24 protein-coding genes are annotated in these 26,080 nt (G+C 69.5%); 5 read left to right on the top strand and 19 right to left on the bottom strand.

Features of this window, described 5'->3' with window-relative positions:
• Window positions 1-426: 426 nt before the first annotated feature.
• On the bottom strand, window positions 427-1,263 hold the full coding sequence (locus tag BIX52_RS03945; RefSeq protein ID WP_075219641.1) for a universal stress protein: 837 nt from the start codon (window positions 1,261-1,263) through the stop codon (window positions 427-429).
• 147 nt (window positions 1,264-1,410) lie between these two features.
• Between BIX52_RS03945 and BIX52_RS03940 the strand changes: the two genes are divergently transcribed.
• Window positions 1,411-2,409, top strand: a complete 999-nt coding sequence (locus tag BIX52_RS03940; RefSeq protein WP_171973574.1) for an NADPH:quinone oxidoreductase family protein — start codon at window positions 1,411-1,413, stop codon at window positions 2,407-2,409.
• Between the two features lie 3 nt (window positions 2,410-2,412).
• Here BIX52_RS03940 and BIX52_RS03935 read toward each other — a convergent pair whose 3' ends face one another.
• The 11 genes from BIX52_RS03935 to BIX52_RS03885 all read right to left on the bottom strand — a co-directional run bounded on the left by BIX52_RS03935 (window position 2,413) and on the right by BIX52_RS03885 (window position 12,590).
• Complete coding sequence (locus tag BIX52_RS03935) at window positions 2,413-3,189, bottom strand: ABC transporter permease (RefSeq protein WP_075219640.1); 777 nt, start codon at window positions 3,187-3,189, stop codon at window positions 2,413-2,415.
• Between the two features lie 10 nt (window positions 3,190-3,199).
• Window positions 3,200-4,132 carry an ABC transporter permease gene (locus BIX52_RS03930; RefSeq protein WP_075219639.1) on the bottom strand — a complete coding sequence of 311 codons (933 nt, stop codon included), beginning with the start codon at window positions 4,130-4,132 and terminating at the stop codon, window positions 3,200-3,202.
• 358 nt (window positions 4,133-4,490) lie between these two features.
• Window positions 4,491-5,492, bottom strand: a complete 1,002-nt coding sequence (locus BIX52_RS03925; RefSeq protein ID WP_075219638.1) for an ABC transporter permease — start codon at window positions 5,490-5,492, stop codon at window positions 4,491-4,493.
• Complete coding sequence (locus BIX52_RS03920; RefSeq protein ID WP_211098144.1) at window positions 5,489-7,048, bottom strand: sugar ABC transporter ATP-binding protein; 1,560 nt, start codon at window positions 7,046-7,048, stop codon at window positions 5,489-5,491. Before BIX52_RS03920 ends, BIX52_RS03925 begins: the two co-directional genes overlap by 4 nt.
• The gene (locus BIX52_RS03915) at window positions 7,045-8,034 is read right to left on the bottom strand and encodes an amidohydrolase family protein (protein ID WP_245803102.1); all 990 of its coding nucleotides are present in this window, start codon (window positions 8,032-8,034) and stop codon (window positions 7,045-7,047) included. The genes BIX52_RS03920 and BIX52_RS03915 overlap by 4 nt, the downstream gene beginning before the upstream one ends.
• A 181-nt stretch (window positions 8,035-8,215) precedes the next feature.
• A complete protein-coding gene (locus BIX52_RS03910) occupies window positions 8,216-8,653 on the bottom strand; it encodes an RbsD/FucU family protein (RefSeq protein WP_075219637.1) in 438 nt (145 codons plus the stop codon).
• 15 nt (window positions 8,654-8,668) lie between these two features.
• On the bottom strand, window positions 8,669-9,448 hold the full coding sequence (locus BIX52_RS03905) for an SDR family oxidoreductase (RefSeq protein ID WP_075219636.1): 780 nt from the start codon (window positions 9,446-9,448) through the stop codon (window positions 8,669-8,671).
• 6 nt (window positions 9,449-9,454) lie between these two features.
• Window positions 9,455-10,498: a phosphotransferase family protein gene (locus BIX52_RS03900; RefSeq protein ID WP_108676398.1), complete on the bottom strand. Its 1,044-nt coding sequence runs from the start codon at window positions 10,496-10,498 to the stop codon at window positions 9,455-9,457.
• Window positions 10,499-10,633: 135 nt separating this feature from the next.
• Entirely contained in the window at window positions 10,634-11,062 is a 429-nt protein-coding gene (alaE, locus tag BIX52_RS03895; protein ID WP_075219635.1) for an L-alanine exporter AlaE, read from the bottom strand.
• A 16-nt stretch (window positions 11,063-11,078) separates the two neighbouring features.
• Complete coding sequence (locus tag BIX52_RS03890) at window positions 11,079-12,011, bottom strand: aminotransferase class IV (RefSeq protein ID WP_075219634.1); 933 nt, start codon at window positions 12,009-12,011, stop codon at window positions 11,079-11,081.
• Between the two features lie 138 nt (window positions 12,012-12,149).
• Complete coding sequence (locus BIX52_RS03885; protein ID WP_083659990.1) at window positions 12,150-12,590, bottom strand: response regulator; 441 nt, start codon at window positions 12,588-12,590, stop codon at window positions 12,150-12,152.
• A gap of 483 nt (window positions 12,591-13,073) precedes the next feature.
• Between BIX52_RS03885 and BIX52_RS03880 the strand changes: the two genes are divergently transcribed.
• The 3 genes from BIX52_RS03880 (at window position 13,074) to BIX52_RS03870 (ending at window position 17,174) form a co-directional block, all read left to right on the top strand.
• The gene (locus BIX52_RS03880; RefSeq protein ID WP_075219632.1) at window positions 13,074-15,767 is read left to right on the top strand and encodes an HWE histidine kinase domain-containing protein; all 2,694 of its coding nucleotides are present in this window, start codon (window positions 13,074-13,076) and stop codon (window positions 15,765-15,767) included.
• Between the two features lie 195 nt (window positions 15,768-15,962).
• Complete coding sequence (gene hspQ / locus BIX52_RS03875) at window positions 15,963-16,280, top strand: heat shock protein HspQ (protein WP_075219631.1); 318 nt, start codon at window positions 15,963-15,965, stop codon at window positions 16,278-16,280.
• A 153-nt stretch (window positions 16,281-16,433) separates the two neighbouring features.
• Window positions 16,434-17,174 (top strand): metallophosphoesterase family protein, encoded by a 741-nt coding sequence (locus BIX52_RS03870; protein WP_075219630.1) that lies wholly within the window; start codon window positions 16,434-16,436, stop codon window positions 17,172-17,174.
• Window positions 17,175-17,357: 183 nt separating this feature from the next.
• Here BIX52_RS03870 and BIX52_RS22745 read toward each other — a convergent pair whose 3' ends face one another.
• The 7 genes from BIX52_RS22745 to BIX52_RS03835 form a co-directional block, all read right to left on the bottom strand.
• On the bottom strand, window positions 17,358-18,746 hold the full coding sequence (locus tag BIX52_RS22745) for a glycosyltransferase family 61 protein (protein ID WP_139312710.1): 1,389 nt from the start codon (window positions 18,744-18,746) through the stop codon (window positions 17,358-17,360).
• Window positions 18,747-18,928: 182 nt separating this feature from the next.
• Window positions 18,929-19,954, bottom strand: coding sequence for a hypothetical protein (locus BIX52_RS22740; RefSeq protein ID WP_075219628.1), 1,026 nt, complete (start codon window positions 19,952-19,954; stop codon window positions 18,929-18,931).
• 146 nt (window positions 19,955-20,100) lie between these two features.
• A complete protein-coding gene (locus tag BIX52_RS03855) occupies window positions 20,101-20,850 on the bottom strand; it encodes an ABC transporter permease (RefSeq protein ID WP_075219627.1) in 750 nt (249 codons plus the stop codon).
• Window positions 20,850-21,641 carry an ABC transporter ATP-binding protein gene (locus tag BIX52_RS03850; RefSeq protein WP_075219626.1) on the bottom strand — a complete coding sequence of 264 codons (792 nt, stop codon included), beginning with the start codon at window positions 21,639-21,641 and terminating at the stop codon, window positions 20,850-20,852. The genes BIX52_RS03855 and BIX52_RS03850 overlap by 1 nt, the downstream gene beginning before the upstream one ends.
• A 36-nt stretch (window positions 21,642-21,677) precedes the next feature.
• On the bottom strand, window positions 21,678-22,523 hold the full coding sequence (locus BIX52_RS03845; protein WP_075219625.1) for an ABC transporter permease: 846 nt from the start codon (window positions 22,521-22,523) through the stop codon (window positions 21,678-21,680).
• Window positions 22,524-22,545: 22 nt separating this feature from the next.
• Window positions 22,546-23,553, bottom strand: a complete 1,008-nt coding sequence (locus tag BIX52_RS03840) for an ABC transporter substrate-binding protein (RefSeq protein ID WP_075219624.1) — start codon at window positions 23,551-23,553, stop codon at window positions 22,546-22,548.
• A gap of 74 nt (window positions 23,554-23,627) precedes the next feature.
• Entirely contained in the window at window positions 23,628-24,455 is an 828-nt protein-coding gene (locus BIX52_RS03835) for an aspartate dehydrogenase (RefSeq protein WP_075219623.1), read from the bottom strand.
• 402 nt (window positions 24,456-24,857) lie between these two features.
• Here BIX52_RS03835 and BIX52_RS03830 point away from each other — a divergent pair, with 402 nt between their 5' ends.
• Window positions 24,858-26,078 carry an FAD-dependent oxidoreductase gene (locus tag BIX52_RS03830; RefSeq protein ID WP_108676397.1) on the top strand — a complete coding sequence of 407 codons (1,221 nt, stop codon included), beginning with the start codon at window positions 24,858-24,860 and terminating at the stop codon, window positions 26,076-26,078.
• Window positions 26,079-26,080 lie beyond the last annotated feature (2 nt).

Raw genomic sequence — 26,080 nt, 5'->3', positions numbered from 1 at the left:
ACAGGGCCAGCGGCCAAGCGCCCCTGCCGCCCTCGGCCCGGTCTTCCGGCTGCAACCCGCCCGGCCCATTCCGGCCGTGCCCGGTTGATGACATCAGATGGCCCCTCGGCCACGGCCCGCTCTGCGGGTCCGTCGTCCGGCCGTCTTGCGGTCGCGTCGGCCGCCTGCGGTCCCCCCGTCTCCCAGGCGGGGCCCACGGACCGGCGGACATGATGGGCGTTCGGGCGAGTGTGGTGGCTCACCGAACGCTGCTCCGCCGAACGGCCGACCAGCGCCCGGACCGGTTCGCTCCTCACCGGTCCGGGCGCCAAAATCTTCCGCCCGGCCGCTCCGGCTCGGCCTCTCGCTCGCCCGGCCACTTCCCGTGCCGCGCCGCCCCCGTTCGCCGCCTGAACGCGCGCCCGCCCGGCGCGTCGCCTTCCCGGCTCAGCGCACGATCACGATCGGGATCTTGCACGACTGCATCATCTGCGACGTCGTCGACCCCACCAGAAGATTGCGCACGCGGCTGTGCCCATAAGCGCCCATCACCACGAGATCGACCGCGCGGTTCTCCACGTAATCGGCGATCGCCTTTTCCGGCGCGCCGCTCGCCACCGTGGTCACCACCTTGCCCGACCAGTTCAGCAGTTCCTCCGCGGCGATCAGCGCCTTGCGCCCCTCCGCCTCGTCGTTGGTCACGGTCAGAATATGCGGCTCCAGATGATCATAGACCGGGCTGCGCGAGATCAGCTTCAGCGCCTTCACCGAGGTCGGCCCGCCGTCATAGGCCACCAGGAACCGCTTGATCGGCACGAACGCGCGGCTCGCCACCATCACGTGCACCCGCGAGGCGCGCACCACCCGCTCGATGTTGGACCCGAGGTGCAGCTTGGCGAAGTCCGCCGCCGCGCCGCGCTTGCCGATGACGATGCAGCGCGAATCCACCTCCAGCTCGGCCAGCGCGTCGAGGAGGTCGCCGCGCCGCAGCCGCCGGTGCACGGCGGGGGCGCCCGCGCTCAGCGCACGCTCCGCCGCGTCCGCCAGGATCTGCTCGCCGATCGCCTCCAGAAGCTCGGACCTGTGCCCGTCCACCTCCTTCAGCTTCTGCATCAGCTCGTTGTTCTCGCCCTGGCCGAGCAGCTCCACGTCGCGCCGGCCGATCACATGGGCGAGCACAAGCGGCACGTCCAACCGCCGCGACAGCCACGCCGCATGGTCGCACACGCTGGTGGAGTAGACCGAGCCGTCGATCATCGCGACGACGTTCCCAACACTTGGCATAGCGCCTCCCCTTTGGGAGGCAGACTGCCCGCCGCGCCTTGCGCCTAGCTGTTATCGCGTCACCGCATGGGCGGCGCGGACCCCTCTCCGGCGGTTCACAGGCGCGCCTCAGTCATTAAAGTGCGCGTCAAACAAGGAGGATACCCCGTGAAGGCATTGTTGTCGCGCCAGCCTGGCCCCCCCGAGACGCTGGAGCTGGCCGAGACGCCCGACCCCGTGCCCGCCGCCGGAGAAATCCTCATCGCCGTCGACGCCTGCGCCCTCAACTTCCCGGACGTCCTCGTCATCGAGGACAAGTACCAGTACAAGCCCGCCCGCCCCTTTGCGCCGGGGGGCGAGGTGTCCGGCACCGTCGAGGCGGTGGGGGAGGGCGTCACCGCCTTCAAGCCGGGCGACCGGGTGATCGCCGACACGCGCTTCGGCGGCCTCGCCACCAAGGCCACCGCCGCCGAGGAGGACGCCTTCCACCTGCCGGACGGGTTCGACCCGACCGACGGCGCCGCGCTCCTCTTCACCTACGGCACCACCATCTACGCGCTGCTCGACCGGGGCGAATTGAAGGCCGGCGAAACGCTGCTCATCCTGGGCGCGGCGGGCGGCATCGGCCTGTCGGCGGTGGAGATCGGCAAGGCGGTCGGGGCGCGCGTCGTCGCCGCCGTGTCCAGCGAGGAGAAGGCGGCGGCGGTGCGTGAGGCGGGCGCCGACGAGGTCGTCATCTACCCCCGCGGCCCGCTGGACAAGGACGCGTCCAAAGCGCTTGCCGCCGCCTTCAAGGCCGCCACAGGCGAGGACGGGGCCGACGTGATCTACGACCCCGTCGGCGGCGACTATGCCGAGCCCGCGCTCCGCTCGATCGGCTGGGAAGGGCGCTACCTCGTCACCGGCTTCACCGCCGGCATCCCGCGCCTGCCGCTGAACCTCACCCTTCTGAAGAGCTGCGACGTGCGCGGCGTCTTCTGGGGCGCCTTCGCCCGCCGCCATCCGGAGAAGAACCGCGCCTATATCGCGCAGCTCTTCACCTGGTGGGGCGAGGGCAAGATCCGCCCGCGCGTCAGCCGCACATGGCCGCTCGCCGAGGGCGCCACCGCCATCGCCCACCTCGCCTCGCGCCAGGCCATCGGCAAGGTCGTCGTCACCATGAGATGACGCTCAGCGGCGGCGGTGCGTCACAAGCGTCGCCGTCATCACGCCCACCGCCACGCAGCCGATAAGGATCGTGCACACCGCGTTGATGTCAGGTGACACGCCGAGGCGCACCGAGGAGAAGATGCGCATCGGCAGCGTGGTGGACCCCGGCCCCGAGGTGAAGCTCGCGATCACCAGATCGTCCAGCGACAGGGTGAAGGCCAGCAGCCACCCGGCGGCCACCGCCGGGGCGATCGCCGGGAGCGTCACCAGGCAGAACGCCTTCCACGGCGGCGCGCCCAGATCCTGCGCCGCCTCCTCGATGCTGAGGTCGAAGGCGGACAGGCGCGACTGAACGACGACCGCAACGAAACACAGCGCAAATGTCGTATGGGCGATGGTGATCGTCCAGAACCCCCGGTCGACGCCGATCGCCACGAAGAGCAGCAGCATGGAAAGTCCGGTGATCACTTCGGGCATCACCAGCGGCGCATAGGTCATCGCCGTGAAGAGGGAGCGGGCGGGCAGGCGCTTGGTGCGCACCAGCGCCACCGCCGCCAGGGTGCCGAGCACGGTGGCGATGGTCGCGGTGGTCAGCCCCACCATCAACGACACCTTCGCGGCGTCGATGAGCTGCGCGTTCCGCCACAGTTCCACGTACCACTTGGTGGAGAAGCCGCCCCACACGGTGACGAGGCGCGACTCGTTGAAGCTGAAGACGATCAGGATGACGATCGGCAGGTAGAGGAAGGCGAAGCCGAGAGCGAGTGCGGCGCCGTTGAGGCGGGTGAAGCGTGACATGGCGGCCCCCTCAATCGGCCTGCCGCGCCTGGGCGCGCTGGAACAGCGTGATCGGCACCACCAGCACCAGGACGAGGATCACCGCCACGGCGCTCGCCAGCGGCCAGTCGCGGTTGGAGAAGAACTCGTCCCACAGGGTCTGGCCGATCATCAACGTGTCCGATCCGCCGAGGAGGCTCGGGATGACGAACTCGCCCACCGCCGGGATGAAGACGAGCAGGCACCCGGCGACGATACCGGGCAGGGAGAGGCGCACGGTGACTTGCCAGAAGGCGAGCCAGGGGGGGCTGCCGAGGTCGGCGGCGGCTTCCAGCAGCGCCGGGTCCTGCCGCTCCAGCGAGGCGTAGAGGGGCAGGATCATGAAGGGGAGGTAGGCGTAGACGATGCCGATGAAGACCGCGAGGTCGGTGTTCATGATCGTCAGCGGCTCTGAGATCACACCGGTCCATTGCAGGATGCCGTTCAGCAGCCCGTCCCGCTTCAGGATGCCGATCCACGCATAGACGCGGATGAGGAACGAGGTCCAGAAGGGCATGATGACGAGGGCGAGCAGCAGCGGCCGCCAGCGCCGCGGCGCCCGCGCCATGGCGTGGGCGATCGGAAAGCCGATGAGGAGCGCGATCACGGTGGAGATCGCGGCGATGCGCAGCGAGGAGAGGTAGGCGCGCCAGTAGAGCGAGTCCTCGGCGAGGAAGGTGTAGTTGAAGGTCGTGAATTCCTGCACCCGCGCCCAGAGGCCGGAGACGCCTTCGGACAGATCGAAGGTCGGGGCGTAGGGCGGCATCGCGATGACGGCTTCCGAGAAGGACATCCGCAACACGATGAGGAAGGGGACGAGGAAGAAGACGACGAGCCAGAGGTAAGGCGGCAGCGCGACGGCGATGCTCTTCAGCCAGGGGACGAATCCGCGTCCCCCTTCCGGCGCGCCTGCCGGTTCCTCCATCTCAACGCTCATCCGCCCGCCTCTCATCGCCCCGCCGCGGTGGTCCTCATCCGGCGACACGAAATCCTGCAAGCCCCGCGCCGCCCTGTCCAGCGGCGGCGTGCATGATGCGGGTCTGAAGGATCGTGGCGGGGTCAAGTGGTCGCCCGGACCCGCGCGCAGGCCGCTTCTTCAGCGGGCGAGCACGGGGAGGACGGCCGCTTGACGCCGTCACGCTCCTTCTCAGCCTTGATGCAGCCTTCAATCCTCTTCCGGATTGAAGGCCTGCCCGCTGGCGAAGCGGAGAGGAGCGCGAGGAGGGGAACCCCTCCTCGCTGAGGCGCTGCCGCCAGGAGGAGAGTGTGGGTTCTGCCCCTGGTCAGCCCTTCCGGCGCCGGGCCTGATCGGCGTAGACGGCGAGGATGATGATGGCGCCTGTGACGACCGTCTGCCACTCCTGCGCCACGGAGAGGATGCGCAGGCCGTTGGTGAGCACCGCCATGATGAGGGCGCCGATGACTGTGCCGAGGACGGTGCCGCGGCCGCCTGACAGGGACGTTCCGCCGATCACCACCGCGGCGATGGCCTCCAGTTCGTAGCCGAGCCCCAGAGCGGGTTGTGCGGAGTTGAGGCGGGAGGCGATGAGGATGCCCGCCACGCCGACGATGGCGCCGGAGAGGGCGTAGATGCCGATCTTCCACGCGTCGACGTTGACGCCGGAGAGCCGCACCGCCTCCTCGTTGGACCCCAGCGCGAAGGTGTAGCGGCCGAGCACGGTGCGGCCGAGGATGTAGGCGACGAGGAGCGCGACGAGGAAGAGGATGAGGACGCCGTTGGGGATCGGCAAGGAGGGGAAGACCCAGCCGATGAGGGAGCCGCGGGAGATGAGGTCGAAGCCCGGCGTATCGTTGAAGTAGATCGGCCGGGTGCCGGAGATGACGAGGGCGAGGCCCTTGAGGATCAGCATCATCCCGAGCGTGGCGATGAAGGGCGGGATCTTCAGTTTCGCAACGAACGTGCCGGAACACAGCCCGCAGAAAGCCCCGGCGCCGATGGCGGCGAGGACGCCGAACGGCAGAGGCAGTCCCCAATAGGTCAGCACAACGCCGGAGATGACGGCGCAGAATGTCATCATGGTGCCGACGGACAGGTCGATCCCGCCGGTGATGATGACGAGGGTGACGGCGACCGCCAGCACACCGTTGACCGAGGTCGCCTGCAGGATGGCGATGATGTTGGACACCTGCATGAACTGCGGCGAGGCGAGGGAGAAGCCCACCAGGAGCAGCACCAGGCTGCCGAAGGCGAGCATCTTCTGCATCGCCCCGGCGGAGCCGATGCGGGAGAGGGCGCCGCCCTGGGGCGTGTCGGCGGTGGTCATCGCGGGGCCCTCGTTTCAGGCGTTGGGGGCGGGGGGAATGCGGGTTCCATGGCGGGGGCGCGCCGGGTGGCGAGGTCCATGATGTCCTCCTGCGTGGTGCCGGGGCCGCCGGGGAGGATGCCGGTGAGGCGGCCCTCGCACATCACCGCGATGCGGTGGGAGAGGCGCAGCACTTCCGGAAGCTCGGACGAGATGACGATGATCGCCCGGCCCTCGGCGGCGAGGTCGGTGAGCAGGCGGTAGATCTCGGACTTGGCGCCGACGTCGATGCCGCGGGTGGGTTCATCGAAGATGAGGATGTCGCAGTTGCGCAGCAGCCACTTGGCGATGACCACCTTCTGCTGGTTGCCGCCGGACAGGAAGCGCACCTCCTGCCGCTCGGACGGGGTGCGGATGCGCAGGCGGTCGATGAAGGTGCGGGCGGTGGCGCGCATGCGGGCATCGTTGATGGCGCCGACGCGGGACACGAAGTCGGTCATGGTGGCGAGCGCCACGTTGTCCTTCACGTCCATGCCGAGCGCCAGGCCGAAGTGCTTGCGGTCTTCCGACAGGTAGCCGATGCCGGCGGCGACCGCGTCGGCGGGGGAGCGGATGGTGAGGGCCTTGCCGTGGACGAGGATCTCGCCGCCGTTCTTGCGGTCGGCGCCGAAGATGGCGCGGGCGACCTCGGTGCGGCCGGCGCCCATCAGCCCGGCGAAGCCCAGGATCTCGCCCTGCCGGACCGAGAAGGACACGTCGCGAACGGCGCGCCCGCGGGTGAGGCCGCGCACTTCGAGGAGCGGCGGGGCGGCGGCGAGGTCGGGGATGTCGACCGTCTCGGCGCCGAGTTCGCGGCCGACCATCATGCGGATGATCTCGGACACGGGCGTATCGGCGGCGGAGACGGTGCCGACGGTGGCGCCGTCGCGCATCACCGTCACGCGGTCGGCGATGCGCTTCAGCTCGTCCATCTTGTGGCTGATGTAGACGATGCCGACGCCCTCCGCCTTGAGCTGGCGGATGATGATGAAGAGCTCGTCGATCTCGCGGTCGTTGAGGGCGGCGGTGGGCTCGTCCATCACCAGGACGCGGGATTTGAAGGACAGCGCCTTGGCGATCTCGACGAGCTGCTGGCGGGCGATGGTGAGGGTGCCGACCTGCGTCTTCGGGTCGAGGTGGAGGTTCAGTTTCGCGAAGATGTCGCGGGCGTTACGGTTCAGCGCCTTCTCGTCGAGCCGGCCGAAGGAGAGGCGCGGCTCGCGGCCGATGAAGATGTTCTGGGCGACGGTGAGGTCGTTCATCAGGGCGAGTTCCTGATGGATGATGGCGAGGCCGTGGCTCTGGGCGGCGCGGGGGCTGTCGATCTCGGCCGGGGTACCGCCGACGAGGATCTCGCCGCCGTCGCGCGGGTAGATGCCGGAGAGGATCTTCATCAGCGTGGACTTGCCGGCGCCGTTCTCGCCCATCAGGGCGTGGACCTCGCCGGGCAGCAGCTCGAACGAGACGCCTTTGAGGGCGTGGACGCCGGGGAAGCGTTTGTCGATGTTTCGCATCGAAATGAGGGGGGTGACGCTCATGGCGCATCCTCCAGGCCGTAGAAGCGGGCGGCGTTGGCGCCCTGGATGGCGGCGCGGTTGTCCGGGGAGAGGTCCGCCAGGAGCAGCGTGGTCGTCTCGTCCCACAGGGCGTAGGGGGCGGCGAGGGTGAGGACCGGCCAGTCGGAGCCCCAGACGATGCGGGACGGTCCGAACCATTCCAGCAGGTCGGCGAGGAGCGGCCGGAGGAGGGCGGCGGCTTCGGCGGCCGAAGTGACGGGCGGCATCTCGGTCAGGAGGCCAGAGAGTTTGACGCGGGCGCCGGTCTCGCGGCCGAGGGCGGCCATGCCGGCGCGCCAGAGGGCGTGGCGGGGGTCGCCCGGCGGGGCGGCCAGCGCCGGTTTGGCGGCGTGGTCGATGATCGCCGGAAGGTCCGGGTGGGCGGTGAGGAAGCGCAGGAGGGGGGCGAGGTGGCGCGGCATCACCAGAGCGTCGAACCTCAGCGCGGCGGCCTTCATGGCGGCGAGGGCGGCGGCGGTGGGGCGGCGGGTGATCCAGTCGTCTTCCGGGAGGTCCTGCAGCATGGGGCGCAGGCCCTTGAGGGCGGGATCGGCGGCGAGGGCGGCAATGGTGGCGGCTGCATCCGGCGCGGAGAGGTCGGCCCAGCCGACGACGCCTGCAACCAGAGGTGTTTCGCGTGCGAAACGCAGGAGGAAATATGTTTCCTCCACCGTGGGCGCGGCCTGGACGGCGACGGCGCGGTGGATGCCGGCGCGGCGGGTGACGGCGGCGAGGTCGGCAAGCTCGAAATCGCGGCGGATGGGGGCGAGCGCGTCGCCGCTGTCCTCACCCGTCAGCCAGCCATAATCGCCGCGCGCCAGGCGCCACAGGTGGCAGTGGGCATCGATCCGGTGCGCGCCCTGCTGCGCGCCGCCGTCGCGGGTGGCGGGATCTTGCGCCGTGCGATCCGGGGCCGCGCCGTGGGCGGCGTCGTCGCCCGGCGGGGCAGCGGCGGCGTCGTGCGTCACGCCGCACCCGTCCGGCGCGGGCGGGGCCGTTCGCTCGTCCTCATGCGTGTCCTCCGTCGATGCTTCTGGCGAGCATCTGAGGGGATGCTAATCGAAGGAGAGCGGACCTGTACACCGCCCGCGCAACGGGGTGTGCCGGGCGGGGGCGGGCGGCCGAACGCCGAGCCGCCGGGGGCGGGCGTCAGGCCGGCGGGATGACGCCCTTGGTCAGAATGATGTTGCCGTAGAAGCGGCGCTCGGCGGTCTGCACCACGGCGAAGGATTCGCGCGCGGCGTCGTAGAAGTCGTAGCGGCCGATGGCGCTGTATTCGAAGCCTTCGGCGGCGATCACGGCGGCCATCTCGGCCACCACGGGCGGCATCGAGGCGGGGTCGTCCACCGGCTGCATGCCGACGGCGGGGTTCGGCTCGAAGGTGTCGAGCGGCAGGAGGGTGAGCACGGCCTTGAGAGCGCTCACGATGTCCGCGTCGCAGCGCAGGATGTTGCCGGTGACGGTGTCGGCGGCGACGCTGGTGCCGGGGAAGTTGGCGTCCACCAGAACGATGCGGTCGCCGTGCCCCATGGCCGCAAGCGCGAAGAGGAGTTCGGGCGAAAGGAGGGGGTCGATGGTCTTCAGCATGGCACAGCCTCGTGGTCAGCTTCGGCGCAGGGTCCGTTGGAACTTCGCCATACCACCGATCCACCGTTCATAGTCGGCCGCCTTTCGCGCCATGTAGCCGGCGACCTCGGCGTGGGGAAGGACGAGGAAGCGGTCCTCCCTGAGGCCGGCGAGCGCGGCGGCGGCGACATCGGCCGACGTCAGCACCCCGTCCGCCGATTCCGCGCCGCCGCCGATGGCCGCCAGCATCGCCGTATCCACGCCTTGCGGGCACAGGATGGTGACGCGGATGCCGTCGTCGCGGTGGGTGATGGCGAGGTTTTCGGCGAACCCCACGGCGGCGTGCTTGGTGGTGGAATAGACCGCGCTGCCGATCTGGCTGAGGAGGCCCGCGGCGGAGATGGTGTGCAGGAAGTGGCCGCCGCCGCGCGCCTTCATGCGCGGCACCATGATGCGCGCCGCGCGGATGTGGGCGAGAACGTTGACCTCCCACGCCTTTTGCCACGTGGCGTCGTCCGGCCCGGCGGCGTTGTCGTAGGCGTTGAAGCCGGTGGCGATGCCGGCGTTGGAGACCATGAGGCCGATGGGCCCGTCCTCGGCCTCCACGGTGTCCACGAGGGCTTCCATCGCGGCGGGGTCGGTGACGTCGAGCGCAGCGCCGCGGCCGCCGATGGCGGCGGCGACGCGGGCGGCGCCGTCGCCGTCGATGTCGGTGACGACGACGTGGGCGCCGGCGGCGGCGAGCGCTTCGGCGAGGGCGCGGCCGATGCCGGCGGCACCGCCGGTGACGAGGGCGCGGCATCCTTCGATCTGCATGGCGGCTCAGCCTTCGCCGTCGATGATGCGGCAGGCGCGCTCGGCGATGGGGCGGCACTTGGCGCCCACCTCGGCGGCGTCGGCATTGGCGGCGGTGCCGTCCAGCGCGCGCTTGGCGATCCCTTGCACGATCGCGGCGATGCGGAACATGGAGAGGGCCAGGAAGAAGGTCCAGTCGGCGCGCGGGTCGAAGCCGGAGGCCTCGGCGTAGCGGGCCACGTAGTCGGCCTCGGAGGGGATGGAGAGGGCGGCAAGGTCGGCCCCCTCCAGCCCGCGGAAGAGGTCCGGGGCGAAGCGCCAGGTCATCGCGTGGTAGGCGAAGTCGGCGCGCGGGTCGCCGAGGGTGGAGAGCTCCCAGTCCAGCACGGCGACGATGCGAGGCTCGGTGGGATGGATCAGCACGTTGTCGAGCCGGTAGTCGCCGTGGACGAGGCGGGTGGGGCCTTCGGCGGGCTTGTTGGCGGGGAGCCAGCCGATGAGCCGCTCCATGGCGGGGATCGTCTCGGTCTCCGACGCGCGATATTGGCGCGTCCACCGGTTGATCTGCCGCTCCAGATAGCCGCCGTGCTTGCCGAAATCGTCGAGCCCCACGGCGGCGGGTTCGAGCCGGTGGATGGCGGCGATGGTCTCGTTCATGGAGGCGAAGATGCCTTCGCGCTCCGGCCCGGTGAGGTTGGTGAGGCGCGGGTCCCAGAAGACGCGGCCGGGCACCATGTCCATCACGTAGAACATCTGCCCGGCGACTTCGGGATCCTCGCACAAGGCGTGGACGGGGGGGACGGGCACGTCGGTGGAGGCGAGGGCGGAGAGGACGCGGAACTCGCGGTCGACGGCGTGGGCGGAGGGCAGCGTTTCGCCGAGCGGTTTGCGGCGGATGACGTAGCGCCCGGACGGGGCGACGGCGCGGAAGGTGGGGTTGGATTGGCCGCCGGCGATCTTGTCCAGCGTGGCCGGGCCCTGGTAGCCGGCGACGTTGGTTTGAAGCCAGGCTTCGAGCGCGGGCGGCGCGGCCCCGTCGCCGAGAGGGTCGCGTGTCGCGGCACCCGTCATGGTCGTGTCCTTCCCCGTTTTGTGTCGACCCGCCGTCGTGGAGCGGCGGGCGTTTGATGTCACTGTGGCGCGGGGCGGGGCCGTGTCAACATTTCGCCAGACGATTTCGTCCGGCGTGACGCGGCCGCCCTGTGCTCAGTCGCCGAGCGTCATGGGTTTCATGCCGCCGGGTGTGAGGCCGAAGCGGGCGCGCACGAAGTCGAGCCACAGGCCGTAGGGGCGGCCGACGACGAACATGAGGACGGCGAACCCCGCGGCGCCTTGCGCGAGACCGGCCGCGCTGGCCCCGCTGACCCACAGGATGGCGACATAGATCGGCACCTGGAAGAGGAGGAGGGCGAGGGCGTCGGCGGCGACGCGCGGCACCGGCGGGGCGAGGCGGGCGACGAGCGCGTCGCGCCACAGGCCGTAGGGCCGCGCGGTGAGCACCATCAAGGGGGCGCCGATGGTGCGTGAGCGGGCGACCTCCGCCCACGTCATCCCGGCGATGAAGTGTTCGTTGAGGGCGCCGACGATGGTGAAGAAGACGACGAGGGCGAGGGTGTCGGCGATGAAGCTGCGCATGGGCGGGGCGGCGGGCTCAGGCCGTGTCGCGGGCGACGAGGTCTTTGTAGAGGGCGCGGATGCGGTCCAGCACAGGGCCGCCGCCGCCGGGGCGCGTCCCGATCGGTTTGCCGTCGATCATCGCGACGGGGGTCTGGCCGCCGTGGGTGCCGGTGAGGAAGGCTTCGTCCGCGCCGTAGGTGTCGAACAGGGAATAGTTCCGCTCGAACACGGGGATGGCGTTGTCGCGGCAGAGGTCGATCACCTTCTGGCGGGTGACGCCGTTCATGCAGTAGTCGCCGGTGGAGGTCCACACGGCGCCCTTCCTGACGATGAAGAAGTTGCAGGCGTTGGTGGTGTTCACGAAGCCGAAGGGGTCGAGCATCAGCCCCTCGTCGGCGCCGGCCTCTTCGGCCTGGAGGCAGGCGAGGATGCAGTTGAGCTTGGAGTGGGAGTTGTATTTCGCGTCCTGGCTCATCGGCAGGCCGCGCACCTGGGGCACGGTGGCGAGGCGGATGCCGCGTCCGCTGCCGGCGGTCGGCACCGAGTGCTCCATGATGATGACCACGGTGGGGCCGGAGCGCGACAAGGACGGGTGCTGGAAGGGGCGGACCTTGGTGCCGCGGGTGACCATCAGGCGGCAGTGGACGTCGTTCGTCATGCCGTTGGCGTCGGCGGTCATGGCGAGGGCGGCGGCGATCTCCTCGCGCGTCATGCCGATGTCGAGGGAGACGGCTTTGCAGCTTTCGAAGAGGCGGTCCATGTGGTCGCCGAAGAAGGCCCATTTGCCGTTGTGCAGGCGCATCCCTTCCCACATGCCGTCGCCCAGCATGAAGCCGGAATCGTAGACCGAGACGGTAGCCTCGGCCTTCGGCTTCAGCACGCCGTTGACGTAGATGAGGATCGTCTCGTTGCGCGGGTCGTCGGCGGCGTCGTGGGTGGTCTTGTGGTCGCTGGTGGGGGCGGGCATCGGGTCTCTCGTCGGCAGGTCGGGCGCAGCATAGTCCCGCCCGTGTCCGGCGATAAAGCGGTGAGGCGCCGATTATGCGGGGAGCGCAGCCGGCCGAGAGCGCCGGGCGGGTCCGGCACGGGCGCTCTGCTGCGCGGTTCAGGCGTCGCTGGCGGTGGCGAGAAGGGCGCTGCGCACGGTGGAGACGATGGCGGCCGGGTCGACGGGTTTGGGCATCAGCGGCGCGGCGGGCATGTTGTCGGACACGAAGCTGGCGTTGTAGCCGGACAGATAGATGAACGGCACGCCGCGGGCCGCCAGCGCCTCGGCCACAGGGGCGGAGGTGACGCCGGGGCCGAGATTGATGTCCAAGATGGCGGCATGGGGCGTATCGCTGGCGAGGATGGCGAGGGCAGCCTCCGGGTCGCCCGCGGGGCCGACCGGCTCGAACCCTGCATCTTCGACGATCATCGACAATTCGAGTGCGATGAACATTTCGTCCTCGACGATGAGAACGCGCGGCAGGCCGGATGGACTGCTCCTGTCGTCAGACGATGAACTGCATGTGTCGTCGGACATACTGCGTGTGTCGTCAGACATGGGGATTCCCGTTCGGGGCGACCATATTGAACCAACTCAGAGACATCAGCTCCACGGACCTCAGTGGCGGCGTTCGCGACAGATATATGACAGATCGGGCAGCAGGATGCATGCCGGATCGGGATCATGACCCGCGCCGTCCGCCACGCCGGCGCGCGAAGCCCCATGACCTGAAGGAGATGGAGCACGGCAGGAAGATGGAGCACCGCGCGCCGAAAGCGAGAGGGCTGGGGATATCGCGCGTGGTCGAACTGTCAAATCGGGCGGCCGTGTGGCGGATGGGCCGCGTCTGCGGCCGGAAAAGGGGTCAGGCAGGCGCTCTTATGGTCCATCGGCCGAGTTGACAATCGCATTGGTGCTAAGCCAAAAATTGTGGCCCTCAAACTCGGCCGTGCTGGGGGCGAGGTGCGATTTTGCGCGCGGTTTCGACCAGCCACCGACCGCATATCAAGCCCGCATAGGTGGGGGAGGAGAGCGGATCGCATGTCGATGACGGTGGACGGAGAGCGCACACCGCGCGCGCTGGTCGAACATATTCACAGCATCATCGTGAACGAGTTGGGGCCGGCGTTCGCCCTGGTCGATGCTGAAGGCCGCGTGCTTCACACGGGCGGCCCCTTGTCCGGCCTCATGGTTGTTCCCGTCGAGGGCGCCGAGGCGTCGTTGGCGGACATCCTCCACCCGGATCTGGCGCACGCCGCGGCCGAGCTGTGGGTCGAGAAGGACGCCAACCCCGCCGTGCCGATCGCACGGACGGCGGCGATCCGGGGTGAGGGCGGCGTGGCGCGGCCGGTGCGGATCGTCCTGCGCCCGGTGGGCGGCGGTGCCGGGGAGAGCCTGCGTCACCTCGTTCTATTGGAGGCGCCCCCGGAAGACGGCGGAGCGGCTGCGGCCGCCGCCGAGGACGAGATCGCGGGGGCGGATGCGCTGAGCGTCCACGCCGGCCCTGCCGACATTTGCATGACGGACGAGACCGCCGGCGACGCTTTTGCCCCCGCCTCCTACGGGGCGGCCGGGGCCAGCACGGCTGCACCCTCCGTCGTGATGGGCGATCCCCGTCATGACGGGGCCGCAGCGCCCGGCTCCGTGGACGTCGGCATCGGCGCAGGCGTGGCGGAGGCCGGCGGCGACAGTCTCGCCCCGGTGCTTCCGGGCCTGACCCAGGACAACGCCCCGTCCGCCACATCGTCGGCCGTCGCGGCGGACCCTGCCGCCGAAGCGGCGCTCCAGGCGGAGGGGCGCGAGATGATCACCTCCTCGCTCATCGGCGGGGTCGAGGCGCTGCAGAAGGCGGCGCTCAACATGCCCGGCGTCGCCGAATCCCTCGCCGCCACCGACGTCGCCATCCTCTTCCTCGACGGTGCGGCCCGCGTGCGCTGCTTCACCCCGCCGATGCAGCGCCTGATGGCGCTCACCGATGAGGATGTCGGCCGGCCCATCTGCCACGTCGTTTCGCATATCGCCGGGCTCGACCTGGTGGAGGAGACGGCCAAGGTCATGGCGGGCGGCCCTGCATCGGAGCGTGAGGTTCGCCTCCACGCCGACGGGTCCACCTTCCTGATGCGGCTCAGCCGCTACCATGCGGCCTCGCACGAAGTGGACGGCATCGTCGCCGTCTTCGTCGAGGTGACGGCCTTCAAGCAGGCGCACGACAGAATGGACGCGATGAACACGGCGCTGGAGGCCGAGCTCGCCGCGCTTCAGACCGTGCTCGACCTGGCGCCCATCTCCATCGCCATTTCCGATGCGCCCTTCTCCCAGCGCGTCCACCTCAACGCCTACGGCCAGAAGATGCTCGGCCTCGGTTCGCAGTTCGGCCCGCCACGCTCTCCGGTCGGCCCCTATATGCTGCTGAAGGATGGGCGCGAGCTGCGGCCGGACGAGCTTCCCTCCGCCGAAGCCTGGCGGACCGGCCGCGTCGCGCAGGACATGCAGGCCCGCTATGTCGGCCCCGGCGGCAGTTTCGACGTGCTCCTTTCGGCCGCCCCCGTCCTGTCGCGCAGCGGCGAGACGAAGCGGGTGATCGCCGTCGCGCGCGACATTTCGGCTCTGACCCACGCCCAAGCGGTGGCCGAGCAGAGGGCCGAGCAGCACGCCTATGTGGCGCGCCTCGGAGGGCGCAGTCTGGCGGGGATGCCGCCGGAGGCGATGATCGCCGAACTGCCGGAGCGCCTGGCGACGCTGCTGAAGTGTGAATACGCCAAGTTCATCAAGGTTGTACCTGCCTCCAATACGCTGGAGCTGGTGGCCAAGTTCGGCTTTTCGGCCGCGCTCGGCACAATCGTGGAGGGCGGGCGCGGCAGTCAGGCCGGCTACACCTTGTCGGTGCAGGAAGCGGTCGTCGTCACCGACCTCGCCACCGATGCGCGGTTCGACAAGCCCCGTCTGTTGACGGACGAGGGCATCGTGAGCGGGATGAGCGTCATCGTCGGCGCGCCGGAAGAGCCGTTCGGGGTGATCGGCGTGCATTCGCGCCGCCGCCGCACCTTCAGCAAGCGCGATGCGGCGTTCCTGCAGTCGGCGGCCAACGTGCTGGCGGCGGCGCTGCGGCGCGACGCGGCGGATCGGCAGCGCCGCATTCTGGTGGACGAGCTTCAGCACCGGGTGAAGAACACGCTCGCCACCGTGCAATCGGTGATCCGCCTGACCTTGCGGGACGCGCCGATGCCGCCCGAGGTAGCGGACAGGCTGATGCGCCGGGTGCGCGCTCTGGCGCTGGCGCACGACATCAACGTCAGCCGGCGCGATGCGGCGGTGGACCTCGCCGAGCTGATCCGCGTGCAGACGCGGCCCTTCGACCAGGAGGAGCAGGTCATCGCCATCACCGGAAGCTGCCGTGTGCCGCTTCCGCCGGGGCTGGCGATCGACGTCTCGATGGTGATCCACGAACTGGCCACCAACGCGGCCAAGCATGGCGCGCTGGCCCACGACGGGACGGTGGCCATCACCCTCAGCGGCGAGACGGAGGGCGATTTCGTGCGCCTTTGCGTCGATTGGAGGGAGCCCGGCATTCAACCGGCTGGGGATCTTCAGGAAGGGGGAGGGTCGCGATTGATGCGCGCCATTGCCGGTCGGCCGGAAATCGAGATAGAGCGGTCCTGGAGCGACGAAGGCTATCGCTGTGTCGTCACGATCGCCTTCGAGGACGAACGGAGCGCAAAGGTCCGCATCGCCTGAGGGCGGCGGGCCGGCCGGCGTGGCTGTTCCGAGGCTTGCATCGTGGAGTGGCGGGGATGAACCGGGTCCGCCTCTCGGCACTTCTTCCGACGGGCGCGGTGATTGACAGCGTGGGTTGTCTGCAGTCCCGCCCGTTTCTTCAAGTGGTCCGAGTTTCTGCGGCTGCGTACGCGGTCAAGAATGGGTGTGTGTGTCATGATCATCGTCAAAGAAGCCAAGTTCAACATCGGCCAGTTGGTGCGCCACCGTCATTATGACTTCGTGGGCATGGTGGTCGACGTGGATCCGGTCTTTGCCGATACGGAAGAGTGGTACCAGGCGATCCCCAAGGACCGTCGCCCGCACCGGGACCAGCCCTTTTACCGCTTGAGGGTGGACGACAACGGCGTCGAGTCCGTCGCCTACGTGTCGGAGCAGAACCTTCTGTCCGAAGATGCGGGCGACGCGCCGCAGGACGGCCCCGGTTCGGCGGCGCTGACCAAGGGCGACCTCCTCTACGGCCTCGTCCACTGAGGCAGGCCGCGCGCGCCGCAGCCCCGGCCGGCGGCTGAGGGAGAGGCTGAGGGGGCGGCGCCATCGCGCACCACGCGGTGAGGTCCGTCGCCGGGGGCGCGAAACGCTCGTTTGCCTCTTTGCCGCCTTCGCGACGGGTTCTATGCTTCGCCCATGCGTGTCGCCGTCCTTGCCGATGTTCATGGAAATCTGATCGCCCTCGACGCGGTGCTGGCCGACATCGCCGCCGCGGCGCCCGATCTCGTGGTCAATCTCGGCGACCTGGTGTCGGGCCCTTATGATCCGGCGGGCGCGGCCGACGTGCAGATGGCGCTCGCCGCGGCGACCCTTGCCGGCAACCATGAGCGGCAGGTTCTGGCGGGCGGACAGGGCGCGTCCGACGTCGTCGCCCGCGCGGCGCTGACGCCGGCTCATCTGGCCTGGATGGCCGCATTGCCGGCGACGCTGGTGCTGGACGGCGGGGCGATCTTCGCCTGTCACGGCAGTCCGACCGGCGGCGACACCACCTATTTGTTGGAGGACGTGAGTGCCGGCCGCACGCGCCTTGCCGGGCGCGACGCGATCCGCGGTCGTCTGAAGGGCATCGGCGATGCGGGGCTGGTCCTGTGCGGCCACACCCATGTGGCGCGCGCGGTCATGGTGGACGGTGTGCTGGTGGTCAATCCCGGCAGCGTCGGAATGCCGGGCTATGCGGACGACGAGCCGGCGCCGCATGTGATGGAGGCCGGCTCGCCCGATGCGCGCTATGCGCTGCTGGAGCGGCGCGGCGGGCGCTGGCGGGTGGAGCTGCGCACCGTTCCCTACGACCACGAGGCGGCGGCGCGGCAGGCGGAGCGCCATGGCCGGGCCGATATCGCGCACGTCACGCGCACGGGGTGGATGCCGGCCGGCTGAGCCCGTCTTGCGACGCATCGGGACGTGATATCGGGCCTCGTCTGCGCCGGAGAGTGGGGCGTTGAGGGGCGACGGGCTCGGCTCTGCGCGGGGCGGGCGGGGTCCGAATGGCCGGTGCCCCGTCGGCGGTCGTGGCGCCGGCGTGTTCTTCCGCCTCACGGGCCGCGCTGGGCCGGGAGCGTGTCAGGGCAGCAGCAGGGCGGCGAAGGCCGCGGGGTCGACGGTGACGTCGCTGTAGCTCATGGCGAAGCTGTCGCCGGCGAAGTCGTGCCCGCCTCGGCCGCAGTCCAGCCGGTCGTAGGGCATGCCGCGGATTGCGGCGATATCGCGATATTCGGCGCTGCAGTGGGGGCCGTGGAGTTCGGTGACGCGGCAGGTGGCCGGCGCGAAGACCATGTTGGCGAAGCCCGCCCCGTGGAGGCCGACGATATGCTCGGCCCCGGCGAGAAGCCGCGCCGCGCCGGCAACGCCGTGATCCTCGAAATTGACCACCTCGTAGCCGTGGCGGGCGAGGGCGGGAAGCATGTCGGCCTCGTTGAGGAGGCGGCGGCGTTTGGCCTTGCCGCGCGAAATGTAGATGCGGCGGGGGCCGCCTGTCGCCGTGTCGGCCCCGAACAGGGTGCGCACCGCCTCGTAGAGCCCGGCGGACGTCTTGCCGCCGCGCCGCAGCGGGCGAACCCATGTGACGCGCTCGACGTCGAAGAGGGCCCCATGTTCCTCGCGCGTGAGGCAGCGGGCGGGGTCGATGCCGAGGCGCTCCAGCGTTTCGGTGTGGAACGGGCTGCGCAGGGAGGTGAAGAGGATGTGGTCCGCGCGGGCGGGGTCGAGCCGCTGACGCAGGGCGAGGAGTTTGGGGACAGCGTCGAACAGGAAGTGGGAGAAGAGCGGGCCGCCTTCCACCACGGCGTCGATGGTGTGGCCGGTGAGGTGCGGCACGCCCTCCGCGGCGCGCACGCGGGGGATGAGCCAGTGTGCCCGCGGGTTGGAGAGGGCGGGGACGACGGCATCGCCCGCCAAAGCGAGGCGGTTGTGGTTGTGGACCGAAAGGCGCAGCGGTCCGCCGTGGGAGGCGACGGCGGGTCGGGGGAGAGCGCGAGAGGCTGCGGCGGGCGCCGTGGCGGCGGCGGGAGGCGCGGTGTCAGGCGCCGCGTCCGCGGGCGCTACGGGCGGCGCTGCGGCGGTGGTCGATGCGACAGGCGGCGCTGCGACGGCCGCTGCGGGGGCAGTCATGGCGGGGGCGATGGCGGCAGGGGCGATGACGGCGTGAGCGGGTGGGCTGTCGGGGCCGAAGGGCTCGCGGATGCTGTCGGTTCGGGCGAGACCGTCCGCCGTGGTGACGTCCTGGGCGGGGCCGAGGGCGGCGAGGGTCCAGTCCGGCAGCTTGGAGCCACGCTGGCAGGCAGTGATTTCCTGCGGGGTGAGGACGCCCATCTCGCGGCCCGCGCGGGCGAAATCGGCGAAGGCGATGCGCCGCACGCTTTTGGCCAGCGCCGCTTCGACCAGGGCGACGAAGTCACGACGTGCGTCGGCGGGCATTGCTGCGGACGGGGCGTCTGACAGGGGTGCGGGCAAGGGGACACCTTTCAAGCCGCCGGACGACGGCCCGGCGCGGTTGACATGCGCCAAAGAGCCGGCCGGTTCAAGCGCACCCCGACGCGGCCGCCTCTCACCCCACCGGAACCCGCCGGGGCGCGGGCCGGGGGCGGGGCGGACCGGATGGTGGCGGCGGCCGGGAGGGGCGGATGTGGGCGGCGTCAATCTTCGGCGGTGGGGGCGGCCTTGCGCTCGGCCTCCAGAGTGGCGAGGCGGGCCTCCAGGGTTTCCACGCGCTCGTGCAGGGTCTGGCAGATGAGGGAGAGGACGGCGACGACGTCGTCGTTGGTGCCGGAGGGGCGGGTGAGGGGGTTGCGCGGGGCGCTGTCCGTCAGGTCGAGGCCGTAGCGGGTGCGCAAGGCGTCGCGCTCGCCCTGGAACGAGGCGTGGAGGGCGGCGAGGTCGACGTCCGCTTCGGGAAGGAGGTCCAGCGAGGTGGTCTCGATGGCGCCGGGGCTGAGCGCTGAGCGGCGCAGCATCTTCTCGAAGCTGGCGATGCCGACGGGGGCCTTGCGCACGCTCTGGATGCCCTTCAAGAGCGCAAGAGTGGTGGGCTGCATCGGCGGGTTGGCGCGCCCGCCGTCGCTGGAGCCGGAGAGGCCGGCGAGGGCGATGAAGTCGTCCACCACATCCGGCGCGGCGTCGTAGGAGCGGGGGAGGACGGTGGCGCCGGTGCGCTCCCACCCGGCGATGGCGCCGGCATAGTCGAGGTCCTGCCGCCGCGATTCCACGAACTCGGCGAAGCTGACGGCGTGGGGCGCGGTCTTGTGGCGCGAGGTCGGGTGCTTGATGCCCCATTGCGCATAGGCCGACAGCAGCCACGCCACATGGTTGCGCAGATAGAGGACGACCTTGACCTCGTGCCGGGTCATCAGCTCGGCGATGATGGGGGCGAGCAGGCGGTGGCGAAGCTGCAGCGCCTCGCAGGACCAGATGACGATGGAGTGGCGCTCGCCCGCGGCGGCGAGCGCTGCGCCGATGTCGCGCGCGGCGGCGTCCGGGTCGGTGCGGATGGCGCGGATCATCTCGGGCACGGTGCCGAAGGGGGCCTCAGGGCAGTGCTGCAGGCCGGTGCCGCAGTTGAAGGCGCCGTCCTTGCGCAGCGAGGCGCCGGCATTTTGCAGCCACCGCTGGATCGCCGTGGAGCCGCATTTCCCGTAGCCGGCGTGAATGTAGAAGGTCGCCATCCCGATCCCAGTCGCCCGATCCCACTTGCCTTCAGTTTCAGGACCGGGCGGCGCGGCGCCTCACGGTCCGGGGGGACTTTGACCACCTGGGGCCGTCCGGGTCGAGGGGGCGGGGCGGACGGGCGCCCCGCCGGGGGCGGTTTTCCCTACCATGTGACGACGCGGCGCTCGACGAAGCGCATCAACTGCTCGATGGCGATGAGCGTGATGATGAAGAGGCACAGCCACGCCAGCAGTCCGGCGACGTTGTAGATCTGGTAGGTCTGGCGCACCTGCCAGCCGAGGCCGTTGGGAAAGCCGAAGATCTCGGCCAGGAACGCGACCTTCCAGGACAGCGTGAAGCCGATGCGCCCGGCCGCCAGCATCGGCGGGATGAGGAAGGGCAGGTACATGCCCGTCACCCGCTGGTGGAGCGGCACCTTGTAGGAGACGGCCATCCCTTCGAGGTCCGGGTCGAAGTCCTTCAGCGCGTCGCGGATATAGGTGCCGATCATCGGCATCACCACGAGGGCGATGAGGATGATGACGGTGAAGTTGGTCCGCCCGATCGCCACCAGGAAGAGGAAGATGAGGATGAGCGTGGGCGTGAAGATGGCGATTTGGATCAGCCACTTCGTCAGCTCGTCGAAGGTTTTGAAGGTGGCGGCGAATATGCCGTAGGCGGTGCCGAGGAGGAAGCCGAGGGCAAAGCCGAGCACGGTGCGCAGGAGCGTGGAGAAGAGCGGGCCGAACGCGTCGCCGTCCGCCACGAGGCCGCCGAGGGTGGCGAACACGGTGGAGGCCGGCGGCAGCGCGTTGGTGTTCATCGTCTGGGCGGCGATCTCCCATCCGAGGATGATCAGCACCAGCGAGGCGAGCTGCGCGGAATATTCCTTGAGGCGCATCGAGGCCGTCATCAGAAGCGGATCCCGGCCTTTTCGGAGAAGGCGCGGCGCAGCTCTTTCTCCAGGTCGATCACCTCGTCCGATTCCATCGCGCGCGGCCAGGGCATGTCGACCTTGCGGCGGTAGCAGATGGAGGAGGGGGCCGGCGTCAGCATGACGATGTCGGACGCCATCTGCGCGGCCTCGGCGATGTCGTGGGTGACGAAGATGATGGTGCGGCGCGTCTCGTCCTGGCGCCACAGGTCGATGAGGATGCGCCGCATGGTGGCGGCGGTGATCTCGTCGAGATGGCTGAAGGGTTCGTCCATGAGCAGGATTTCCGGCTCGTTGACCCAGGCCCGCACGATGGACGCGCGCTGCTGCATGCCGCCCGACACCTGGTGCGGGTAGTGGTTCATGTAGTCCTTGAGGCCGACGGCGGAGAAGTATTTCTCCATCAGCCCCTGCCACTTCTCCTTCGGTTGAACGTTGAGCCCGGCGAGGCCGAATTCGGCGTTCTGGGCCAGCGTCTTCCACCGCAGCAGCCGCGCGCCCTGGAAGACGTAGGCCATCTTGCGGCTCATCTCCGGCTGGTCGCGCAGGTCGTTGCCGTCGACGATGATGCCGGACGCGGAGGTGGGCTTCAACAGCCCGTTGGTGATGTTGAGGAGGGTGGACTTGCCGCAGCCCGACGGGCCGAGGAGCACGGTGAAGCTCCCCTCGTCGATGTCGAGGTTGAGGTTTTCGTAGATCACCTTGTCGCCCGCACCGTCCCGGCCCGGGAACGCGAGGTGAAGGTCTCTGAGCGACACTTTGACGGTCATGGTCGGCCTAACGTGTGAAAGAGGGAGGCCGGCGGGTCAGCCGACCGTCTCCTGACGGATGCGGCGCTGAAGCGGCACGAAGACGAGGTGGTCGACGGCGACGCCGACGAGCATGAGGATGATGCCCCAGGCGACCAGCGGCGCCATGTAGAGCGAGTCGGACCAGTAGCCGACGAGGAGGCCCACGCCGTTGGGCAGGCCGATCACCTCGGCGATGATGACGATGCGGATGCCGAGCGCGAAGGAGACGCGCGCATTGGCGACGAGGTAGGGCGCGATCGACGGCAGGTAGAAGTGGAAGAGGCGGCGGATGGGGCCGATCTTGTAGCTGTCGCACATCTCGATCATGTCGGGCGAGACGGCGCGCACGCCCTCGGCGGTGCCGAGGAAGACCGGCGCGGTGAGGAGCACCAGGAGCGCGGTGATGGGGACGAGATTGTCGATCCCGAACAGCACCAGGAAGATGTAGACCCAGACCACCGAGGGGACGGCCATCGCGATCCACACCGGGTTGGCGCAGAAGTCGAAGAACCAGCGGTTGCGCCCGCCGATGACGCCGAGGACGGTGCCGATGACGAAGGCGCCGGACCAGGCGACCAGGAGCCGCGAGAAGGTGGCCGCGGCGTGGACGTAGGTGGAGCCGAGGGGACCGTCGCCGGAGAGGATGCGCACGAGTTCGCCGGCGACGGCGAGGGGTGTCGGATAGAGCCGCGGCTGGACGAGCACGAAGGCCGTGACGAACCACCAGACGGCGACGAGTCCGAGGACGGGCAGCGCGTTGAGGGTGAGGTTTCGCGCGCGCGGGTTCTGCGGCAGGAGGGCACGCCTTGCGGGGCGTGCCGGCTGCGCGGCGGCGTCGGTGGGGACGGCGGACGTGCTCACAAATCCAAGCCTTGTAAGGGGGTTACTCGGGCGTGGAGAGCGTGCCGGGGGCGAGGAAGACGTCCTCTGCGGCCGGGACGGTTTCGAGCGTGCCGCCGGCGACGACCAGGCCGTGGATCGCGTCGATCCAGTCCTGGGTGTAGGTGGCGGAGGTCAGGTACCACTTGCCCTCTTTGATGAGGCCCTGAACGGTGGACGTGGTGTCCGGGGAGGAGAGCCAGCCGGCGCCTTCGGCGAGGTGGGCGTACTCGCCGCCTTCGGAAAAGGCGTCGGTGTTGGCCATGATCCATTCGACCGCGGCGTCCAGTCCGGCGACGAACTGGGCGGCCTCTTCGGCGTGCTCTTCCAGCCACGGGGTGGTGGCGATGGAGCCGGTGATGACGAGCGGCTGGCCGGTGTTCTCCTGCATCGCCTCGGTGAAGGAGAAGATGGTTTTGAACGTGTCCATCGACCGGGCGGCGGCGGAGGAGCCGGAGAAGAGCAGCGCGCCGTCGACCTGCTCACGCTCGACGAGGGCGAGGAGGGCGCCGGAGCTGGCGGTGACGACTTCGAATTCGGCCTGCGGATCGTCGATGTCGTAGTAGGCCTTCATGAAGGAGACGAAGCTTGCCCAGGTGCCGGTGCCGTAGCCCGGAATGCCGAGGCGCTTGCCCTTCAGGTCGGTGATGTCGTTGTACGTTTCGCCTTCGGACGCGCGCACGACGACGCCGTTGTACATGTTCTGCGCGCCGGCGGTGGAGAAGTACTTGAAGTCCGAGCCTTCGGTGACGAACTGGACCGCCTCGATGGGGGAGAACCAGCCGATATCGGTCTCGCCGGCGATGAGGAGCGCCTGCACCTGGGCGTAACCGACCTGGGACACCTCGACATCGAGGTCACCGAAGAAGCCGCGGTCGGCGGCGACGAAGACGGGCACGGCGCTGGCGTCCACCGTGACGGTGATTGCGGCGGCGGGCGCGGCGAAGCTCGCCGTGGCGGCGATCGCGGTGAGCGGCCCGGCGAAGCGGGCGGTGAGGGCCTTCAAGTCCATCGTGAGTTCCTCGGGTCGGGAGGGGCGGGGGAGGTGGAAGGTCGTGGCCGGGATGGCGGCGTCGCCGCGCGGCGTCAGGTGCCGACGCGGATGGGCGCCGTCATCTTGCGCAGGGCCGCCAGCATGGAGAGCGGCGTGATGCGTCCGGTCTTGGGATTCTCGGACGGGATGTTCTGGATCGCGAGGGTGAAGCTGGCGCTGTCGGAATCCACCGAGATCGTGTGCGTGTTGCGGGTGACCGCCGGGTCGGCCCAGATCTCGATGGTGGTCCTGTCGGCGCCGATCCCGGCGAGGCCGAGCGCGGCGGCGACGTTGACGTTGGCGGGGAAACCCTTGGCCGCCTCGCGCGCGGTGCCGCTGAAGACGAGCTTGGCCTCGGTCAGATCGTCGACCGAGATGGCGTTGTCGGTCAGGTAGGGCGCGCCCTTGAGGCCGCGCGGCGGCTTGCGCGTCACCATGGTGACGGAATGGATGGTGCCTTCGGCGGCGGCGGTGACCGCGTCGAGCCCCAGGAGCGCGCCGGTGGGAACGACGATCTGGCCGCCATGCTCACGCGCCACGGCGATGAGGTCTTCGTGGGCGAGAAGCGCGCCGACGGAGATGACGAGCGCGGATTTTCCGGCCTTGAGGAATGGTGTGACGATGGCCGGGACGAGCTCGGAGGGCGCGGCTTCGACGACGAGGTCGGCGTAGGGCTCCAGCGCGTCGATCGGCACGACCGGCACCGATACTGCAAGCGCGTCGAGGCGCTTGGCGGCGGCTTCGGTGTCGCGCGCGGAGACGGCGGCGAGGGTGAAGCCCGGCAGGTCCCCGCTGGCGATGGCGCGCACGACGGTCATGCCGACGGCGCCGAGGCCGGCGACGGCGACTTTGATCGGCTGGGAAGGGTCGCGGCGCGTCATGATGCGTGGAATCTCCGGCGTTTCGCGGTGTGGATGCGGGGTGTGGTCCGCGGGGTCGCCTGGGTCTGGTCGGCTGGCGGATTGCTGTGCGGGGTGCGGCCCGTCGATATCCGTCAGTGTACAAACTAATCTGAGGCCGTCAACGGCGGAAAATTGAGCAAGATCAAAGTTTGGACATTCAAATTTCGGGCACTCTGATCAATTTTTGCACGGATGAGCGCCGGTGTGTCCGAATAATGCCGAAAAATGTGCGATATAGCGCGTTGATCGCCGCTTCGTCCGTAAATGCATGGCCGATCCGCGATTGCAGTCGGCCAATTCATCAGTACACTGACGAAATAGAGACGCGGCCCCGCTCACCGTGAGCGCCGCTCGCCGCGCATAGCCGGATACGGAGTTACCGTGACTGTGAAGGACCGCATCGTCGTCGTCGGGGCAGGACCCGTCGGCGCCGTGATGACACTGGCGCTCGCCAAGAAGGGCATCCCCGTCACCCTCATCGAAGCGGAGGCCGGGCCGGTCATCGACCAGCGCGCCGCCACCGTTCACCCGCCCACCGTCGAAATGCTGGCCGACCTCGGCCTGAAGGACGACGCGTGGGAGACCGGCCTCCTGTCGCCGCTGTTCCATTTCCGCGAGCGCCAGACGGGCGAACTCGTCGCCTGCTTCGACATCTCGATGCTGGAAGGGGAGGTGGACTACCCGTTCGTCCTCCAGTGGGAGCAGTACAAGCTCGTCCGTGCCGCCGTGAAGAAGATGGCGGACGACGACGCGGACGTGCGCTTCTCCACCCGCCTCACCGGCATCGACCAGAAGGGCGACCACGTGATGCTGACCCTGGCGAACGCCGCCGGGGAGACGGAGACGATGCGCGCCTCCTACGTGATCGGCACCGACGGCGCATCGTCCACGGTGAGGAAGCTCGCCGGGATCGAGTTCGAGGGCTTCACCTGGGGCGAACGCTTCATCAAGATCGGCACGCCCTTCGACTTCCTGAAGGCCGAGGCGGGCTATTGCACCCGCAACTATTTCTCCGACCCGGACGAGTGGCTGAACCTCTTCAAGGTGAAGGGCGACGACGAGATCGGCGTGTGGCGCGGCATCTTCCCCGTGCCGCCGGAGGAGCCGGACGAGACGGCGGTCTCCGAGGCCGGTGTGCAGGAGCGGCTGCAACGCCTTCACCCGAAGGATACGCCCTACGAGATCGCCTATCACGCGCTCTACAAGGTGCATCAGCGCGTGGCGGAGACCTTCAACAAGGGCCGCGTGCTGCTGGCGGGGGACAGCGCCCACGTCAACAATCCCATCGGCGGGATGGGCATGAACGGCGGCATCCACGACGCGGTGAATCTGGCCGAGAAGCTCGGCGCGATCTGGTTCGACGGGGCCGAGGCGGATCCGCTGCTGGACCGCTATACCCGCCAGCGGCGCAAGGCGCAGGTGGACTTCGTGCAGGCCCAGTCGATCGCCAACAAGAAGGCGCTGGAGGAGCGTGATCCGGAAAAGCGCCGCGCCCACCTCGACAATCTGCGCGCCACGGCGGAGGACCCGGAGCGCCACAGGGCCTTCCTGAAGCGGTCCTCGCTGATCGACAGCCTCGCGATCGCCAACGCGGTCGAATAGTC

Origin of the sequence: Acuticoccus yangtzensis (genome assembly GCF_001927245.1) — a bacterium.
In the GTDB taxonomy this organism is placed as follows: Bacteria; Pseudomonadota; Alphaproteobacteria; order Rhizobiales; family Amorphaceae; genus Acuticoccus; species Acuticoccus yangtzensis.
This window is presented reverse-complemented; position numbering and strand designations above follow the sequence as displayed.

Excerpts from the sequence above, each read along its gene's own strand:
- BIX52_RS03835 (WP_075219623.1), bottom strand. The coding sequence starts at position 24,455 with ATGACGCGCCGCGACCCTTCCCAGCCGATCAAAGTCGCCGTCGCCGGC.
- hspQ (WP_075219631.1), top strand. The coding sequence starts at position 15,963 with ATGATCATCGTCAAAGAAGCCAAGTTCAACATCGGCCAGTTGGTGCGC.
- BIX52_RS03890 (WP_075219634.1), bottom strand. The coding sequence starts at position 12,011 with ATGCCCGCCCCCACCAGCGACCACAAGACCACCCACGACGCCGCCGAC.
- BIX52_RS22740 (WP_075219628.1), bottom strand. The coding sequence starts at position 19,954 with ATGGCGACCTTCTACATTCACGCCGGCTACGGGAAATGCGGCTCCACG.
- BIX52_RS03945 (WP_075219641.1), bottom strand. The coding sequence starts at position 1,263 with ATGCCAAGTGTTGGGAACGTCGTCGCGATGATCGACGGCTCGGTCTAC.
- BIX52_RS03905 (WP_075219636.1), bottom strand. The coding sequence starts at position 9,448 with ATGCAGATCGAAGGATGCCGCGCCCTCGTCACCGGCGGTGCCGCCGGC.
- BIX52_RS03910 (WP_075219637.1), bottom strand. The coding sequence starts at position 8,653 with ATGCTGAAGACCATCGACCCCCTCCTTTCGCCCGAACTCCTCTTCGCG.
- alaE (WP_075219635.1), bottom strand. The coding sequence starts at position 11,062 with ATGCGCAGCTTCATCGCCGACACCCTCGCCCTCGTCGTCTTCTTCACC.
- BIX52_RS03880 (WP_075219632.1), top strand. The coding sequence starts at position 13,074 with ATGTCGATGACGGTGGACGGAGAGCGCACACCGCGCGCGCTGGTCGAA.
- BIX52_RS03900 (WP_108676398.1), bottom strand. The coding sequence starts at position 10,498 with ATGACGGGTGCCGCGACACGCGACCCTCTCGGCGACGGGGCCGCGCCG.
- BIX52_RS03935 (WP_075219640.1), bottom strand. The coding sequence starts at position 3,189 with ATGTCACGCTTCACCCGCCTCAACGGCGCCGCACTCGCTCTCGGCTTC.
- BIX52_RS03855 (WP_075219627.1), bottom strand. The coding sequence starts at position 20,850 with ATGACGGCCTCGATGCGCCTCAAGGAATATTCCGCGCAGCTCGCCTCG.
- BIX52_RS03850 (WP_075219626.1), bottom strand. The coding sequence starts at position 21,641 with ATGACCGTCAAAGTGTCGCTCAGAGACCTTCACCTCGCGTTCCCGGGC.
- BIX52_RS03920 (WP_211098144.1), bottom strand. The coding sequence starts at position 7,048 with ATGAGCGTCACCCCCCTCATTTCGATGCGAAACATCGACAAACGCTTC.
- BIX52_RS03870 (WP_075219630.1), top strand. The coding sequence starts at position 16,434 with ATGCGTGTCGCCGTCCTTGCCGATGTTCATGGAAATCTGATCGCCCTC.
- BIX52_RS03840 (WP_075219624.1), bottom strand. The coding sequence starts at position 23,553 with ATGGACTTGAAGGCCCTCACCGCCCGCTTCGCCGGGCCGCTCACCGCG.
- BIX52_RS03930 (WP_075219639.1), bottom strand. The coding sequence starts at position 4,132 with ATGGAGGAACCGGCAGGCGCGCCGGAAGGGGGACGCGGATTCGTCCCC.
- BIX52_RS03925 (WP_075219638.1), bottom strand. The coding sequence starts at position 5,492 with ATGACCACCGCCGACACGCCCCAGGGCGGCGCCCTCTCCCGCATCGGC.
- BIX52_RS03885 (WP_083659990.1), bottom strand. The coding sequence starts at position 12,590 with ATGTCTGACGACACACGCAGTATGTCCGACGACACATGCAGTTCATCG.